Here is a 15,425-nt window from a genome sequence, read left to right as displayed (position 1 = left end):
GTCGCGGAAGTAGTAGTGCGCCGAATGCTCACCGCCGAAAATCGCGCCGGTTTCGGCCATCATCGCCTTGATGTACGAATGTCCGACCCGGGAACGAAGCGGTGTGCCACCGTGCTCGGTGACCAGTTCGGGCACCGCGCGGGAAGTGATCACGTTGTGGATGATCGTGGCGCCGATCTCCCGGCCGAGCTCGCGGGCGGCGACCAGGCCGGTGACCGTCGACGGCGCAACCAGCCGGCCGCGCTCGTCGACCACAAAGCACCGGTCGGCGTCGCCGTCGAAGGCCAGACCGATGTCGGCGCCATTGTCCCGCACGAAGGCCTGCAGGTCGACGAGGTTGGCCGGGTCGAGCGGGTTGGCCTCGTGGTTCGGAAACGAGCCGTCGAGTTCGAAGTACAACGGCAACAAGGTGATCGAGTCGATCGGACCCAGCACGGCGGGCGCGGTGTGGCCGGCCATGCCGTTGCCTGCGTCGACGGCCACCCGCAACGGACGCAGGCCGGAGGTGTCCACCAGTGAGCGCAGAAAATTTCCGTAGTCGGCCAGGACGTCGCGATCGGCGACCGTTCCGGGTGGACCGCCGTACTCCGCGACCCCCGCGATGACGCGTTCGCTGATGACGGTCAGCCCGGTTTCGGCGCCGACCGGCTTCGCACCGGCCCGGCACAGCTTGATCCCGTTGTAGGCAGCCGGGTTGTGGCTCGCGGTGAACATCGCTCCCGGGCAGTCCAGCAGGCCGGAGGCGAAATAAAGCTGATCGGTGGACGAGAGACCGATTCGCACCACATCGAGGCCCTGGGCGGTCACGCCCGTGGCGAAAGCGGCGGCCATCGACGGCGAACTGTCCCGCATGTCGTGGCCGAGCACCACCTGTCGTGCGCCCTCGGCGCGCATCAGCTCGGCAAATGCCGCGCCCAAATCGGTGACCAGCGGCTCGTCGAGCTCCTCTCCTACCAGTCCGCGCACGTCGTACGCCTTAACGACACGTTGGACCGTCGCGGCGGGCCGAGACATGCGCCCAGACATGCATTGGCCTCCTGACGCCATGTGTTCCTTAGCTCTTGGCAGCCTCTTGGCGTCAGCCTAACGGCCCGGAGAAAAGCACCACCTAGTCGGCAGGATCGGGCAACACCCGCAGATGTCCGCGGCGCCGTCCGGACCGTTGCTCGGGTGGCGCGAGCAGACTGCTGCTGGGCGCGGTGGCGTGGGCGGCGTGCAGGTGGGGATCGGCAAACCCGTTGAGCGGCGCGCCGACGACCCCATGGGAGACGCCCCGATCGCTCGGGCCGCCCTCGCGCACCGCGTCGGCCAGGGCGACCAGGTCGTCGTCGTCGGTATGGACGGGCAGGGGTCCGGCGTGGCGCACGAGGTCCCATCCGCGGGGTGCGGTGATCCGGCCGGCATGGCTGACACACAGATCCCAAGAATGCGGTTCGCGCGCGGTAGCGAGTGGCCCCACCACTGCCGTCGAGTCCGAGTAGACGAACGTCAAGGTCGCCACGGCATAGTGCGGACACCCCGGCCGGCAACAGCGACGCGGAACGTTCACGATCGAAAGGCTATCGTGGACAAACGCCGGCAAAGCGCCGGACACGCGCATCCGCCCGACCCGCGATGTGCAACCGTTACCATCGGCCCCAATGAGTGATTCCCGCAGCGAATCGCGCGGCTCCCGGCAAAGCGATCGGCGATGGCGCCGATCGGCGTCGGCCCGGGCGTCTCGAAGGGGCCACGACATGCGCGGCCCCCTGCTCCCGCCGACGGTGCCGGGATGGCGCACGCGGGCCGAGCGGTTCGACATGGCCGTGCTGGAGGCCTACGAGCCCATCGAACGACGCTGGCGCGAGCGGGTGGCGGACCTCGACGTCGCGGTCGATGAAATCCCCCGCATTGCCGCCAAAGACCCCGACACCGCGCAGTGGCCGCCCGAGGTGATCGCCGACGGACCGATTGCGCTCGCCCGCTTGATCCCGGCCGGCGTCGATGTCCGGGGGAACGCCACGCGGGCGCGAATTGTCTTGTTTCGCAAGCCGATTGAGCGCCGAGCCAAGGACACCGTCGAATTAGGCGAGCTACTGCACGAAATCCTGGTGGCCCAAGTGGCCATCTACCTGGACGTCGAGCCCTCGGTCATCGACCCCACGATCGACGACGACTAGGCAAGCGCCGCCGGGCCGCGTCAGACGATGCCGCGCTTGAGGCGCCGGCGCTCGCGTTCGGAGAGGCCGCCCCAGATGCCGAAGCGCTCGTCGTGCGCCAGGGCGTATTCCAGGCACTCGTGGCGTACCTCGCAGCCCAGGCAAATCTTCTTGGCCTCGCGAGTGGAGCCGCCCTTCTCCGGGAAGAACGCCTCCGGATCCGTCTGCGCGCACAATGCGCGGTCCTGCCACTGGTCCGGGGTCGGCGGCGGCAGGGGCTCGGGTTCGAATGCGACCGGCGCATCGGGAACCACCGTCAGATGCGCACGGGCAGTCAATGCCTGAGCCGCCGGTGCCGAGCCAATTGTGGTGCGCGGTGTGCTTGTCATAACGCCCCGAAGGTGCTCGTAAGACATGCTTCGTCCGCCTCCTCAGCTTTCGTTTGAGAGGGTGAGTGATTCCCACTGTTCTGATGTAACAGACACTTCGAACAAGTGATCGAATCTCGGTCTGCGACACCGGGAATCGGCTGGCCAACCGGGAAATGACACTGTTGTGATTAGACACGCGTTGACCTGCCGGGTCAAGCGTTACGGCGCATTTCCATATCATCTCGTGACTAAATTTCGGCGTTTCTGTTGTTTGCGACGTTCGGCGTGTCGGTCACACCGGCGCTCGGTCTGCCCTCGAGGCGCTCGCGACCGGCCCACCGAAGGCAACGTCGACGGGCAGTACTGTCGTGCCCTGTGAAGGTCAAGTGAAGGTCACCGTCCTGGTCGGCGGGGTCGGCGGCGCCCGCTTTCTGCTGGGGGTTCAACAGCTGCTCGGGCTGGGTCAGTTCCGAAAGCCACAGCGCCCCGACTCCGGGACCAACAGCCACGAACTGACGGCCGTCGTCAACGTCGGCGACGACGCCTGGATTCACGGGCTGCGTGTCTGTCCGGACTTGGACACCTGCATGTACACCTTAGGCGGCGGGGTCGACCCTCAGCGCGGGTGGGGTCACCGCGACGAAACCTGGCACGCCAAGGAGGAATTGGCGCGCTACGGCGTGCAGCCGGACTGGTTCCAACTCGGCGATCGCGATCTGGCCACGCACCTGGTGCGCACGCAGATGCTGCGGGCCGGTTACCCGCTGTCACAGATCACCACCGCGCTCTGTGATCGCTGGCAACCGGGCGCACGGCTGCTGCCCGCCAGCGACGACCGCTGCGAAACGCACGTCGTGATCACCGATCCGGCCGACGACAGCCGTCGGGCAATCCACTTCCAGGAGTGGTGGGTGCGCTACCGCGCCCAGCTGCCCACCCACAGCTTCGCGTTCGTGGGCGCCGAAAAGGCCACCGCCACAACCGAAGCGGTGGATGCCATCGCCGATGCCGACATCATCCTGCTGGCACCGTCCAACCCCGTCGTCAGCGTCGGCGCCATCCTGGCAGTGCCGGGCATTCGCGCGGCGTTGCGGGCCGCCGGGGCGCCGGTCGTCGGATACTCGCCGATCATCGGTGGAAAGCCGTTGCGCGGCATGGCGGATGCCTGCCTTTCCGTGATCGGGGTTGAATCCACCGCGGAAGCCGTCGGCCGGCACTACGGGGCACGCGGGGGCACCGGCATCCTGGATTGCTGGCTGATCCACGAGGGCGACGCGGCCGAGATCGAGGGCGTCGCCGTGCGGTCCGTGCCGCTGCTGATGACCGACCCCGGCGCGACCGCGCAGATGGTCGGCGCCGGACTCGAGCTTGCGGGCGTGGAAGCGTGAGTGGCATGACCGAGCACGGCACCGGCGCCCCGATCGAGATCCTGCCCGTGCCCGGGCTTCCGGAGTTCCGGCCCGGCGATGATCTGGTTGCGGCCGTGGCCGCGGCCGCTCCCTGGCTGCGCGACGGGGACGTCGTCGTGGTGACCAGCAAGGTCATCTCCAAGTGCGAGGGCCGGCTGGTCCCGGCCCCCCGGGATGCCGATGAGCGGGATCGGTTGCGCCGCAAGCTGATCGACCAAGAGGCTGTCCGAGTGTTGGCCCGCAAGGGCCGAACGCTGATCACGGAGAACCGGCTGGGCGTGGTGCAGGCGGCCGCCGGCGTGGACGGCTCGAACGTCGGGCGCGACGAACTGGCGCTGCTGCCGGTCGATCCCGACGGCAGCGCGGCGAGGCTGCGCGCCGGTTTGCGCGCGCGACTCGGCGTCGAGGTCGCCGTGGTCATCACCGACACGATGGGCCGCGCCTGGCGCAACGGGCAGATCGACGCGGCCGTCGGTGCGTCCGGATTGGCAGTGCTGCACGGCTATTCGGGTGTCGTTGACCGGCACGGCAACGAGCTGATGGTGACAGAAGTGGCGATCGCCGACGAGGTCGCGGGCGCCGCCGATCTGGTCAAGGGCAAACTGACCGCCGTGCCGGTGGCCGTGGTGCGCGGGCTCACCCTGAACGACGATGGCACCACTGCGCGGCAATTGCTGCGACCGGGCGAGGAAGACCTGTTCTGGCTCGGCACCGCCGAAGCCCTCGAGAAGGGCCGCCGGCAGGCGCAGCTCTTTCGCAGGTCGGTGCGCCGGTTCGCCGACGAGCCCGTCCCACCGGAGCTGATCGAAGCCGCCGTCGCCGAGGCCCTCACGGCGCCAGCCCCCCACCACACGCGGCCGGTCCGGTTCGTTTGGTTGCAGACCCCGGAACTCCGCACCCGGCTCCTGGACCGCATGAAGGACAAGTGGCGCTCGGACCTGGCGACCGACGGCCGGCCCACCGACGCGATCGAGCGCCGGGTCGCGCGCGGCCAGATCCTCTACGACGCACCGGAGGTGGTCATCCCGTTCCTGGTTCCGGAGGGCGCGCACGCCTACCCCGATACCGCCCGCACCCATGCCGAGCACACCATGTTCACGGTCGCGGTCGGGGCGGCCGTGCAGGCGCTGCTGGTCGCGCTGGCGGTGCGGGGGGTGGGCAGCTGCTGGATCGGCTCGACGATTTTTGCCGCCGACCTGGTCCGCGCCGAGCTCGAGCTGCCCGCCGAGTGGGAGCCGTTGGGCGCCATAGCGATCGGCTATGCCTGTGAGGGCGCGGGTACCGCAGGGTTACGCGAGGCTGCGGATCCCGGGGATTTGTTGATCCCCAAGTGATACTTGCCGCATGAAGACGTTCGCGGGCAAGCCGGTGGCGTCTGCGGACAAGGTGCGCGGCGGTTACTACACCCCGGCGCCGGTGGCCCGCTTCCTGGCGGGCTGGGTCCGCGACGCCGGTCCGCGGATTCTCGAGCCCGCCTGCGGCGACGGCCGGATCCTGCGCGAGCTGGCCAAGCTCAGCGACCGGGCACACGGTGTCGAACTGATCGCGTCCGAAGCGGCCAAGTCCCGGGAGTTCGCTCCCGTCGACACCGCCAACCTGTTCACCTGGCTGGCGAGGACCGAGGCCGGCAGCTGGGACGGGGCCGCGGGGAACCCCCCTTATATCCGCTTCGGCAACTGGGCGGCCGACGAGCGCGATCCGGCCCTGGAGCTGATGCGGCGGGCGGGCCTGCGCCCCAGCAGGTTGACCAATGCCTGGGTCCCGTTCGTCGTGGCGAGCACGCTCTTGGTGCGCGACGGCGGGCGGGTGGGCCTGGTGCTGCCCGCCGAGTTGCTGCAAGTCAGCTACGCCGCGCCGTTGCGCGAGTTTCTGCTGAGCCGATTCTGCGAGGTCACGTTGCTGACGTTCGAGCGGTTGGTGTTCGACGGCATCCTGCAGGATGTCGTGTTGTTCTGCGGCGCAGTCGGCGCGGGTCCCGCGCTGGTACGCACGATTCACCTCGCCGATGCGGACGCGCTCGCCGACGCGGACCTCGCGAACCTCCGCGGGGAATCCGCTCCCGCGCTCCTGCACGAACAGGAGAAATGGACCAAGTACTTCTTGGACCCCGCCGCGATCCGGCTGCTGCGAAGGCTCAAGCAGTCGCCGGCCCTGCCCCGGCTCGGCTCGGTGGCCGGCGTCGATGTGGGCATCGTCACGGGCCGCAACAGCTTCTTCACCTTCACCGACGCGCAAGCCCGGGAACTCGGCCTGACGCCGCACTGCGTCCCGCTCGTCTCACGCAGCGGCCAGCTACCCGGGCTGGTGTACGACATCGACTGCCGCGCAAGCGATGTCGCCGCCGGGCACCGGACCTGGCTGCTCGACGCGCCACCGGAACCCACCGACCCCGCGGTCGTGGCGCACATCCACGCCGGTGAAGCCGCCGGAGTCCACCGGGGCTACAAATGCTCGATCCGCAATCCGTGGTGGACCACCCCGTCGCTATGGACTCCGGACCTGTTCATGCTGCGCCAGATTCACCGGGCGCCCCGGCTGACCGTTAACTCCGCCGAGGCAACGTGCACCGACACCGTTCATCGTGTCCGGGTCGGGCCCGGCACCGACCCGACGGCACTGGCCGCGGTGTTCCACAACAGCGTGACGTTCGCCTTCGCCGAGGTCATGGGCCGCAGCTACGGCGGCGGCATCTTGGAGCTGGAACCCCGCGAGGCCGAGCAGCTGCCCATTCCCGCGCCGTCGCCTGGCAACGCCGAACTGGCCTGCGACGTCGACCTCCTGTTGAAGGCGAACGAGATCGAGAAGGCGCTCGACGTCGTCGACCGTCATGTGCTGATCGACGGACTCGGGCTATCCGGCGAGGCCGTGGCGCAGTGCCGGGCGGCGTGGCTTTCGCTGCGGGATCGCCGCACACGACGGGGATCCCGGTGAGCGTTCGATCCTCGGCGATCTCGCTGCTCACCGACTGGCGCGCGCCCGATCCGGCCCAGGATTCGATGCGGCACGCCGTCCTGTCCTTCCTGCACGCCCGCAGCGACGCATGCCGTCGCGAATGCGTGCCGGGCCACGTCACCGCTTCGGCGCTGGTGCTGGACGACGCCGGCACCCATGTCCTGCTGACACTGCATCCGCGGCTGGGCCGTTGGGTGCAGCTCGGCGGGCACTGCGACGACGAGGACGCGGACATCGTGGCCGCGGCGCTGCGCGAGGCCACCGAGGAATCGGGCATCGCCGGTCTGCGCATAGCGCCCGAGTTGGCGGCCATCCACGCCCACCCGGTCACGTGCTCTTTGGGCCTGCCGACCCGCCACCTCGACTTGCAATTCGTGGCGCGCGCGCCGGGCGGCGCGCAGATCGCGATCAGCGACGAGTCCGACGACTTGCGATGGTGGCCGGCCGACGCGCTGCCCGAAGGCGCCGATCACGCGCTCGCCTACCTGGTCGCCCGGGCCATGGCCCGCCGAGCGTGAGGCCAGCCGCATGTTCGACGCGAACGACCGCTCACACGTCGGACGAGTAGCGGATTCCGCCGTCGGGAATGCACACGCCGGGCCATACCCGCGCACCCCGCAGCAACTCGCACCGCGCGCCGATGTCGGCGCCGTCACCGATCACGCCGTCGCGGATCAGGGCGCGTGGGCCGATGCGCACGCCGAAGCCGATAATCGAGCGCTCGATCACGCTGCCCGCCTCGACCTTGACGCCGTCGAAGATCACCGCGCCGTCCAACCGGACGCCGGCGCCGATCTCGGCGCCACGCCCGACAACCGTGCCACCGATGATCACCGCCCCCGGAGCCACCGCCGCGCCGTCATGCACCAACTGCTCGCCGCGGTGCCCGTGCAGGGCGGGTGAGGGGGCGATCCCGCGCACCAGGTCCGCCGAGCCCCGCACGAAATCCTCGGGTGTGCCCATGTCCCGCCAGTAGGTGGCGTCGACGTAGCCACACACCTTGACGTCGGGGTCGGACAGCAGGGCGGGGAACACCTCGCGCTCCACGGAGACCTCGCGCCCGCGCGGAATCCGGTCGATGATGTTGCGCCGGAAGACGTAGCAACCGGCGTTGATCTGGTCGGTCGGCGGGTCCTCGGTCTTTTCGAGGAAAGCGGTGACCCGGCCCTCCGCGTCGGTGGGCACGCAGCCGAACGCGCGGGGATCACCAACCCGCACCAGGTGCAGCGTCGCGTCGGCCTCATTGGTCCGATGGAATTCGAGCAGTTGGCTCAGGTCGGCACCCGAGAGCACATCGCCGTTGAAGACCATGACGGTGTCGTGGCGCAGGTGCCCGGCGACGTTGGCGATGCCACCCGCGGTTCCCAGGGGCCGCTCCTCGGTCACGTATTCGATCTGCAGGCCGAGCTTGGACCCGTCGCCGAACTCCGCCTCGAACACCGCGACCTGATACGAGGTGCTGAGGATCACGTGCTCGATGCCGGCCGCGGCGATCCGGGACAGCAGATGGGTCAGGAACGGCAGCCCCGCGGTGGGCAGCATGGGTTTGGGCGCAGAGAGGGTCAGCGGCCGCAACCGTGTGCCCTTGCCGCCGACCAGGACAACCGCGTCGACCCGTGCACCTCCCGACTCGTCGGCCAACTCAGCGTCGCCCTTGCGCCGAATGCCGTTGACGTTCCCGCCTGATAGAGCGCCGTGAACTGCGCACCATCAGGTGGGAGCGCAGCGCCAACGAGGCCCGCAGCACCCAGCGCAGCGGGGCTCGCGACCAGCCTCGATGACGGTCGGCCAGGAAGATATAGGTGCTTTTGTGGTGCGCCGCCAGGTGGCTTGCCGGGTCGTGCCCGGTGGAGTGGCCCCTGTCGTGCAGGACCTCGGCCGACGGCACGTAAACGCTCAGCCAGCCGGCCTTCCCCAGCCGGTCGCCGAGGTCGACGTCCTCCATATACATGAAGTAGCGCTCGTCGAACCCGCCCACCTCGGTGAATGCCGAGCGGCGCACCAACAGACACGATCCCGACAGCCAACCCACCGGGCGTTCGCTGGGCTCGAGACGCTCCTGACGGTATGCCGCCGTCCAGGGGTTGCGCTTCCAGAACGGACCGACGACCGCGTGCATGCCGCCGCGGATCAGGCTGGGCAACTGCCGCGCCGACGGATACACCGACCCGTCGGGATCCCGGATCAGCGGGCCCAGGGCGCCGGCGCGCGGCCAGCGGGTGGCGGCGTCCAGCAGCGCGTCGATGCTGCCGGGACCCCACTGCACGTCGGGATTGGCCACGATCACCCACTCGTCTTCGTGCGACTCCTTGTCGAGCTGTGCGACCGCGCGATTCACCGCGGTCCCGTAGCCGAGGTTGGCGCCGGTGTCGAACAGCCGCACATTCGGGTATCGCTCGACCGCGGCCTGGGGCGCGCCGTCGACGGAGCCGTTGTCGGCCAGGAGCACACTGACGGGCCGCTCGGTGGCCAGCGACAAGGAGGCCAGGAAGCGTTCGAGGTGGTGGCCCGGCGAGTAGGTCACCGTAACGACGGGCAGGACGTCAGTCACGCGTCGAGGGTAACGGTCGGGCCAAAGCGGCGTCGCCGAGAGCGGCGACAAGTGCGGCGCGCCAGGGCCTGAGCGGCGTGAGGCCCGCCGCGGCGGACTCCTGGCCGCCCAGCGCGGAGTAGCTCGGGCGCGGCGCGGGGCGCGGGAACTGCTCGGTGCCCACGGGCCGCACCCGGTCCGGCTCGGCTCCGCATTCGGCGAAGATGGCGCGGGCCTGCTCGAAGCGCGACACCGCGCCCTCGTTGGCGGCGTGCAGGATCGGCCCGGGCACGCGGTCGTCGACGACCTGCAGCAGCGCGGCCGCCAGGTCGCCGACGTAGGTGGGTGACCCGGTCTGGTCGTCGACCACGTTCACGGGTCCGTCCCCGCCGGCCAGCCGGCGCATGACCGCGACGAAGTCCTTGCCCGTTCCGCCGGTGTAGACCCAGGCGGTCCGGACGACGACGCCCTGCGAGGCGTCGGGCAGCGCCGCCAGGACGGCCTCCTCCCCCGCAAGTTTGCTGCGCGCGTACACGCCGCGCGCATCCGTGGGATCGCTGGGCTCGTAGGGGCGGGGCTGGCGGCCAGCGAACTCGCCGCTGAACACCTCGCCGCTGAACACTTCGCCGCTGAACACAAAGTCGGTCGAGACGTGGATTAACCGGGCATCGGCACGCGCGCAGGCACGCGCGAGGTGTCCGGGACCGGCGGCGTTGACGGCGTACGCCGTGGCCTGGTCGGCCTCCGCCCCGTCGACGTCGGTGTACGCGGCGCAGTTGATCACGGTGTCGCCGCGTTCGACGATCCGTTCGGCCGTGGAGGCGTCGGTGATGTCCCATTGCGACGACGTCAGCGACAGCACGTCGCGGCCCTGGCGGGTGGCCAGGGCCGTCAGGCGACCGCCGAGTTGCCCGCCGGCTCCGGTGATCACGATCCTGCCCGCCGACATCCGTCGAGTCTGGCACGCCTTGCCACGCCGGAGCCGGCTACCCGGGAAGCGGCTGTGTCGCAAGTAACCTAATGTGATGCCTGTGCAACATGTGGTTCGTGTGGTTACCACTGTCTTCACCCTCGTCGTGGTTCTCGGCACCGGGCTCGCGTGGAGCAACGTGCGGTCCTTCGAGGACGGCATCTTCCACATGTCCGCGCCCTCGCTGGGCAAGGGCGGCGACGACGGGGCGATCGACATTCTGCTGGTGGGCCTGGACAGCCGCACCGACGCGCACGGCAACGCGTTGTCGCCCGAGGAGCTGGCGACCCTGCGCGCCGGCGACGAGGAAGCGACCAACACCGACACGATCATCCTGATCCGCATTCCCAACAACGGGAAGTCGGCGACCGCGATCTCGATCCCGCGGGACTCCTACGTCGCGGCCCCCGGCCTGGGCAAGACCAAGATCAACGGCGTCTACGGGCAGACCCGGGAGGCCAAGCGGGCCAGCCTCGTCAAGGCCGGCGACTCCGCTCAGGACGCGATGGCGCGGGGCACCGAAGCCGGCCGCGAAGCTTTGATCAAGACGGTCGCCGACCTCACCGGTGTCACGGTCGACCACTACGCCGAGATCGGGCTACTCGGCTTCGCCCTCATCACCGACGCCCTCGGCGGCGTCGACGTGTGCCTCAAAGAGCCGGTGTTCGAACCGCTTTCGGGCGCCGACTTTCCGGCCGGCCAGCAACGGCTCAACGGTCCCGAGGCGCTCAGCTTCGTGCGCCAGCGCCACGACCTGCCGCGCGGTGACCTGGACCGGGTGGTGCGCCAGCAGGTGGTGATGGCGTCGCTGGCCCACCGCGTCATCTCGGGCCAGACGCTGTCCAGCCCGACCACGGTCAAGCGGCTGGAGGCCGCCGTGCAGCGGTCGGTGGTGATCTCCTCGGGTTGGGACGTCATGGATTTCGTGCAGCAGATGCAGAAACTTGCCGGCGGCAAGGTCGCCTTCGCCACCATTCCGGTGCTCGACGGCGCGGGCTGGAGCGACGACGGCATGCAGAGCGTCGTCCGGGTGGACCCGCACCAGGTGCAGGAGTGGGTCGCGGGCCTGCTGAACGACCAGGCCAAGGGCAAGACCGAGGAGCTGGCCTACACGCCCGCCAAGACCACGGCCGACGTGGTCAACGACACCGACATCAACGGGCTCGCGGCGTCGGTGTCGGAGGTGTTGAGCTCCAAGGGCTTTAGCACCGGGACCGTGGGCAACAACGAGGGCGGTCACGTGAAGGGCAGCCAGGTGCGGGCCGCCAAGACCGACGACCTGGGCGCGCAGCAGATCGCCAAGGAGCTGGGCGGGCTGCCCGTCGTCGCCGACGCCGCCCTGGCGCCCGGCTCGGTGCGGGTAGTGCTGGCCAACGACTACACCGGGCCCGGCTCGGGCCTGTCCGGCGACCACACCGTCATGCCCGCACGGGTGTCCAACGCCGGGGCCTCCCCGGGACAGGGGGCCGACCCCAACGTGCCCCCACCGTCGCCGATCCTCACCGCCGGCTCCGACAAGCCCGAGTGCATCAACTGAGCACCCTGTCCGGCGCCATCCTGGACCCGATGCTGCGGGCGGATCCGGTGGGCCCGCGCATCACCTACTACGACGACGCGACGGGCGAACGCATCGAATTGTCCGGCGTGACGCTGGCCAACTGGGCCGCCAAGACCGCCAACCTGTTGCGCGACGAGCTGGGCGCCGGGCCGGCGAGCCGGGTGGCGATCCTGCTGCCGGCGCACTGGCAGACGGCGGCGGTGCTGTTCGGAGTGTGGTGGATCGGGGCCGAGGCGGTGCTCGACGGCGCCGCCGACGTGGCTCTGTGCACCGCCGAACGGCTCGAGCAGGCCGACGGAACAGGCGCGAGCGAGGTTGCCGTGCTGTCACTGGACCCGTTCGGCGGGCCCGTTCCCGACCTGCCGATCGGGGTCACCGACTACGCCACCGCGGTGCGGGTGCACGGCGACCAGATCGTGCCCGAACCGCGTCCGGGACCCGCGCTGGCCGGACGGTCGGCCGACGAGATCATGGCTGAATGCCAAAGTTCCGTCGCGGCAAGGGCTTTGACGCCCAGCGACCGGGTGCTGTCCACCGCGTCGTGGACGAGCGCCGGCGAGCTGGTAGATAACCTGCTGTCGATCCTGGCCGTAGGTGCGTCGCTGGTGCAGGTCGCCAACCCCGATCCCGCGCTCCTACAGCGCAGGATCGAGACCGAGAAGGTCACCCGGGTCCTGTAACGTCGCTCTAACGCACTGACGGGAAGGTTCGGTCAATGGCGGCGTACGGGCTCTTTGCTAAGGCGGCATCGACGGTGGTCACCGGCCTGGTCGGGGTGACGGCCTACGAGGCGCTGCGCAAGGCGCTGGCCAAGGCCCCGCTGCACGAGACCGCGGTGTCGGCGGCCGAGCTCGGACTGCGCGGCACCCGCAAGGCCGAGGAGGCCGCCGAGTCGGCGCGCCTCAAGCTGGCCGACGTGATGGCCGAGGCCCGCGAACGCATCGGCGAAGAGGCGCCCACGCCGTCGATCGCTGACGCCCATCAGCACGAGCACTGATCTAAAGGCGCTGCCTTGCAAGTCATTTCGGACGCCGCCGGGCGCATGCGGGTCTCGGTCGACTGGGTCCGCTCCGACTCGCGGCGCGCCGTCGCGGTCGAAGAGGCCGTCGCCAAGCAGGATGGCGTGCGCGTCGTGCACGCCTACCCCCGGACCGGCTCCGTCGTCGTCTGGTACTCGCCCCGGCGCTGCGACCGCCCCGCGGTGCTGGCGGCCATCGACCGCGCGGCCCTCGTCGCCGCCGAGCTGATCCCGGCCCGCGCACCGCATTCGGAGGAGATCCGCAACACCGACGTGCTGCGCATGGTCATCGGCGGCGTGGCGCTGGCCCTGCTCGGGGTACGCCGCTACGTGTTCGCCCGGCCCCCGCTGCTCGGCCCGGGCGGGCGGTTGTTCGCTACCGGCGTCACCGTGTTCACCGGCTACCCCTTCCTGCGCGGGGCGCTGCTGTCGCTGCGCTCCGGCCGGGCCGGCACCGACGCGCTGGTTTCGGCGGCGACGGTGGCCAGCCTGGTGCTGCGGGAAAACGTCGTCGCGCTCACGGTGCTCTGGCTGCTCAACATCGGTGAGTACCTGCAGGACCTGACGCTGCGGCGGACCCGGCGGGCGATCTCCGAGTTGCTGCGCGGCAGCCAGGACACCGCCTGGATCCGGCTGACCGGCGGCGACGAGGTCCAGGTGCCCATCGACAGCGTCGAGATCGGTGATGAGGTGATCGTGCACGACCACGTCGCGATCCCCGTGGACGGCGAGGTGGTCGACGGCGAGGCCATCGTCGACCAGTCCGCCATCACCGGCGAGAACCTGCCGGTCAGCGTCGTGGTGGGCGCGCACGTGCACGCGGGGTCCGTGGTGGTGCGCGGGCGCCTGGTGGTGCGCGCCAGCGCCGTCGGCAACCAGACCACCATCGGCCGCATCATCGCCCGGGTCGAGGAGGCCCAGCACGACCGCGCGCCGATCCAGACGGTCGGCGAAAACTTTTCCCGCCGTTTCGTTCCCACGTCGTTCGTCGTCTCGGCGATCACCCTGGCGATCACCGGCGACGTGCGCCGGGCGATGACCATGCTGCTGATCGCGTGCCCGTGCGCGGTGGGCCTGGCCACGCCGACCGCAATCAGCGCCGCGATCGGTAACGGCGCGCGCCGCGGCATCCTGATCAAGGGCGGGTCGCACCTCGAACAGGCGGGCCAGGTCGACGCGATCGTCTTCGACAAGACCGGGACGCTGACCGTCGGGCGTCCGGTGGTCACCAATATCGTTGCCATGCACAAGGATTGGAAGCCCGAGCAGGTGCTGGCGTATGCGGCCAGCTCGGAGATCCACTCACGCCACCCACTGGCCGAGGCGGTGATCCGCTCCACCGAGGAGCGCCACATCAGCATCCCGCCACACGAGGAGTGCGAGGTGCTGGTGGGCCTGGGCATGCGGACCTGGGCCGACGGCCGCACGCTGCTGCTGGGCGGCCCGTCGCTGCTGCGGGCCGAAAAGGTGAAGGTGTCCAAGAAGGCGTCGGAGTGGGTGGACAGGCTGCGGCGCCAGGCCGAGACCCCGCTGTTGCTCGCGGTGGACGGCACCCTGGTGGGGCTGATCAGCCTGCGCGACGAGGTGCGGCCTGAGGCCGCCGAGGTGTTGAAGAAGCTGCGCGGCAACGGGATTCGCCGCATCGTCATGCTCACCGGCGACCATCCCGACATCGCCGAGGTGGTCGCCGACGAGCTCGGGATCGACGAGTGGCGCGCCGAGGTGATGCCCGAGGACAAGCTCGAGGTGGTGCGCGAGCTGCAAAGCGCCGGGTTCGTCGTCGGGATGGTCGGCGACGGCATCAACGACGCCCCGGCGCTGGCCGCCGCGGACATCGGGATCGCCATGGGGCTGGCCGGGACCGACGTCGCCGTCGAGACCGCCGACGTGGCGCTGGCCAACGACGACCTGCATCGCCTGCTCGACGTCGGCGACCTGGGCGCCCGCGCCGTCGACGTCATCCGCGAGAACTACGGCATGTCGATCGCGGTCAACGCCGCGGGTCTGATCATCGGCGCCGGCGGCGCGCTGTCGCCGGTCCTAGCCGCGATCCTGCACAACGCGTCGTCGGTGGCGGTGGTGGCCAACAGTTCCCGGCTGATCCGGTACCGGCTGGACTGAATCGTCCGCATCACCCGATCCACAGGTTCTCACAGGTCACGCTGATCGTTCGCACGGGATTGGCCACTAATGTCCGGTGGCAAGTCTTCCCAACGCGCACTACTCGGCAGGCAGGAGCAATGCGATGCTCACCTTGCGGGACCACAACGTCGAAGATTATGCGGCGTTACCCGACATGGACACCACCGATGTCGCCGTGCTGGCTAACGCCGATCGCGCCTGCCTCGACGAATTAGGCGAATACCTCGTCGAGATCGACACGTGGCGGCGATTCGCGATCTGGCTGCTGCACAAGCACTTTGATCCGGAAGCGGGCGAGGTCTTCGCGGAAAGCCTCGTCACGGCGCCGCGCGGGACC

General features: G+C 69.8%; 16 protein-coding genes. 10 read left to right on the top strand and 6 right to left on the bottom strand.

Going from position 1 to position 15,425, the window contains the following annotated elements:
- On the bottom strand, positions 1 to 1,014 hold a 1,014-nt coding region (locus JO059_RS10670), incomplete at its 3' end, for a phosphomannomutase/phosphoglucomutase (protein ID WP_293316625.1).
- Positions 1,015 to 1,108: 94 nt separating this feature from the next.
- The gene (locus JO059_RS10665; RefSeq protein ID WP_293316619.1) at positions 1,109 to 1,549 is read right to left on the bottom strand and encodes a DUF3499 domain-containing protein; all 441 of its coding nucleotides are present in this window, start codon (positions 1,547 to 1,549) and stop codon (positions 1,109 to 1,111) included.
- 187 nt (positions 1,550 to 1,736) lie between these two features.
- Here JO059_RS10665 and JO059_RS10660 point away from each other — a divergent pair, with 187 nt between their 5' ends.
- Positions 1,737 to 2,159 carry a metallopeptidase family protein gene (locus tag JO059_RS10660; protein WP_293316617.1) on the top strand — a complete coding sequence of 141 codons (423 nt, stop codon included), beginning with the start codon at positions 1,737 to 1,739 and terminating at the stop codon, positions 2,157 to 2,159.
- 20 nt (positions 2,160 to 2,179) lie between these two features.
- Here JO059_RS10660 and JO059_RS10655 read toward each other — a convergent pair whose 3' ends face one another.
- The gene (locus tag JO059_RS10655; protein ID WP_366516190.1) at positions 2,180 to 2,527 is read right to left on the bottom strand and encodes a WhiB family transcriptional regulator; all 348 of its coding nucleotides are present in this window, start codon (positions 2,525 to 2,527) and stop codon (positions 2,180 to 2,182) included.
- Between the two features lie 368 nt (positions 2,528 to 2,895).
- On the opposite strand from JO059_RS10655, the gene cofD reads away from it, so the two are divergent.
- Genes cofD through JO059_RS10635 form a run of 4 tightly spaced genes read left to right on the top strand, consistent with a single transcriptional unit; the run spans position 2,896 to position 7,388 of the window.
- Positions 2,896 to 3,897, top strand: a complete 1,002-nt coding sequence (gene cofD, locus JO059_RS10650) for a 2-phospho-L-lactate transferase (RefSeq protein ID WP_293316615.1) — start codon at positions 2,896 to 2,898, stop codon at positions 3,895 to 3,897.
- Positions 3,898 to 3,902: 5 nt separating this feature from the next.
- Positions 3,903 to 5,252, top strand: coding sequence for a coenzyme F420-0:L-glutamate ligase (locus JO059_RS10645; protein WP_293316613.1), 1,350 nt, complete (start codon positions 3,903 to 3,905; stop codon positions 5,250 to 5,252).
- A 10-nt stretch (positions 5,253 to 5,262) separates the two neighbouring features.
- A complete protein-coding gene (locus tag JO059_RS10640) occupies positions 5,263 to 6,849 on the top strand; it encodes a class I SAM-dependent methyltransferase (RefSeq protein ID WP_293316611.1) in 1,587 nt (528 codons plus the stop codon).
- Positions 6,846 to 7,388 (top strand): NUDIX hydrolase, encoded by a 543-nt coding sequence (locus JO059_RS10635; protein WP_293316609.1) that lies wholly within the window; start codon positions 6,846 to 6,848, stop codon positions 7,386 to 7,388. Before JO059_RS10640 ends, JO059_RS10635 begins: the two co-directional genes overlap by 4 nt.
- A gap of 31 nt (positions 7,389 to 7,419) precedes the next feature.
- On the opposite strand, the gene JO059_RS10630 is transcribed toward JO059_RS10635, so the two are convergent.
- The 3 genes from JO059_RS10630 to rfbD are packed head-to-tail and all read right to left on the bottom strand — an operon-like array spanning position 7,420 to position 10,349.
- Positions 7,420 to 8,511: an NDP-sugar synthase gene (locus JO059_RS10630; protein ID WP_293316607.1), complete on the bottom strand. Its 1,092-nt coding sequence runs from the start codon at positions 8,509 to 8,511 to the stop codon at positions 7,420 to 7,422.
- Position 8,512: 1 nt separating this feature from the next.
- Complete coding sequence (locus JO059_RS10625) at positions 8,513 to 9,421, bottom strand: glycosyltransferase family 2 protein (protein ID WP_293316605.1); 909 nt, start codon at positions 9,419 to 9,421, stop codon at positions 8,513 to 8,515.
- On the bottom strand, positions 9,414 to 10,349 hold the full coding sequence (gene rfbD / locus JO059_RS10620; protein ID WP_293316603.1) for a dTDP-4-dehydrorhamnose reductase: 936 nt from the start codon (positions 10,347 to 10,349) through the stop codon (positions 9,414 to 9,416). The genes JO059_RS10625 and rfbD overlap by 8 nt, the downstream gene beginning before the upstream one ends.
- Positions 10,350 to 10,425: 76 nt before the next feature.
- On the opposite strand from rfbD, the gene JO059_RS10615 reads away from it, so the two are divergent.
- The 5 genes from JO059_RS10615 to JO059_RS10595 all read left to right on the top strand — a co-directional run.
- Positions 10,426 to 11,907 (top strand): LCP family protein, encoded by a 1,482-nt coding sequence (locus JO059_RS10615; protein ID WP_293316601.1) that lies wholly within the window; start codon positions 10,426 to 10,428, stop codon positions 11,905 to 11,907.
- Positions 11,895 to 12,608: a TIGR03089 family protein gene (locus tag JO059_RS10610; protein WP_293316599.1), complete on the top strand. Its 714-nt coding sequence runs from the start codon at positions 11,895 to 11,897 to the stop codon at positions 12,606 to 12,608. The genes JO059_RS10615 and JO059_RS10610 overlap by 13 nt, the downstream gene beginning before the upstream one ends.
- A gap of 35 nt (positions 12,609 to 12,643) precedes the next feature.
- Positions 12,644 to 12,925, top strand: coding sequence for a DUF1490 family protein (locus JO059_RS10605; RefSeq protein WP_293316597.1), 282 nt, complete (start codon positions 12,644 to 12,646; stop codon positions 12,923 to 12,925).
- Positions 12,926 to 12,970: 45 nt separating this feature from the next.
- Positions 12,971 to 15,067: a manganese-exporting P-type ATPase CtpC gene (gene ctpC / locus JO059_RS10600; protein ID WP_293316621.1), complete on the top strand. Its 2,097-nt coding sequence runs from the start codon at positions 12,971 to 12,973 to the stop codon at positions 15,065 to 15,067.
- Positions 15,068 to 15,191: 124 nt separating this feature from the next.
- Positions 15,192 to 15,425 (top strand): hypothetical protein (locus JO059_RS10595; RefSeq protein ID WP_293316595.1); only part of this gene is annotated, 234 nt, incomplete at its 3' end.

Source organism: Mycobacterium sp. (genome assembly GCF_019247615.1).
Lineage (GTDB): Bacteria > Actinomycetota > Actinomycetes > Mycobacteriales > Mycobacteriaceae > Mycobacterium.
Note: the sequence above shows the minus strand (reverse complement) of the source record. Positions and strands in the feature narration are given on the sequence as shown.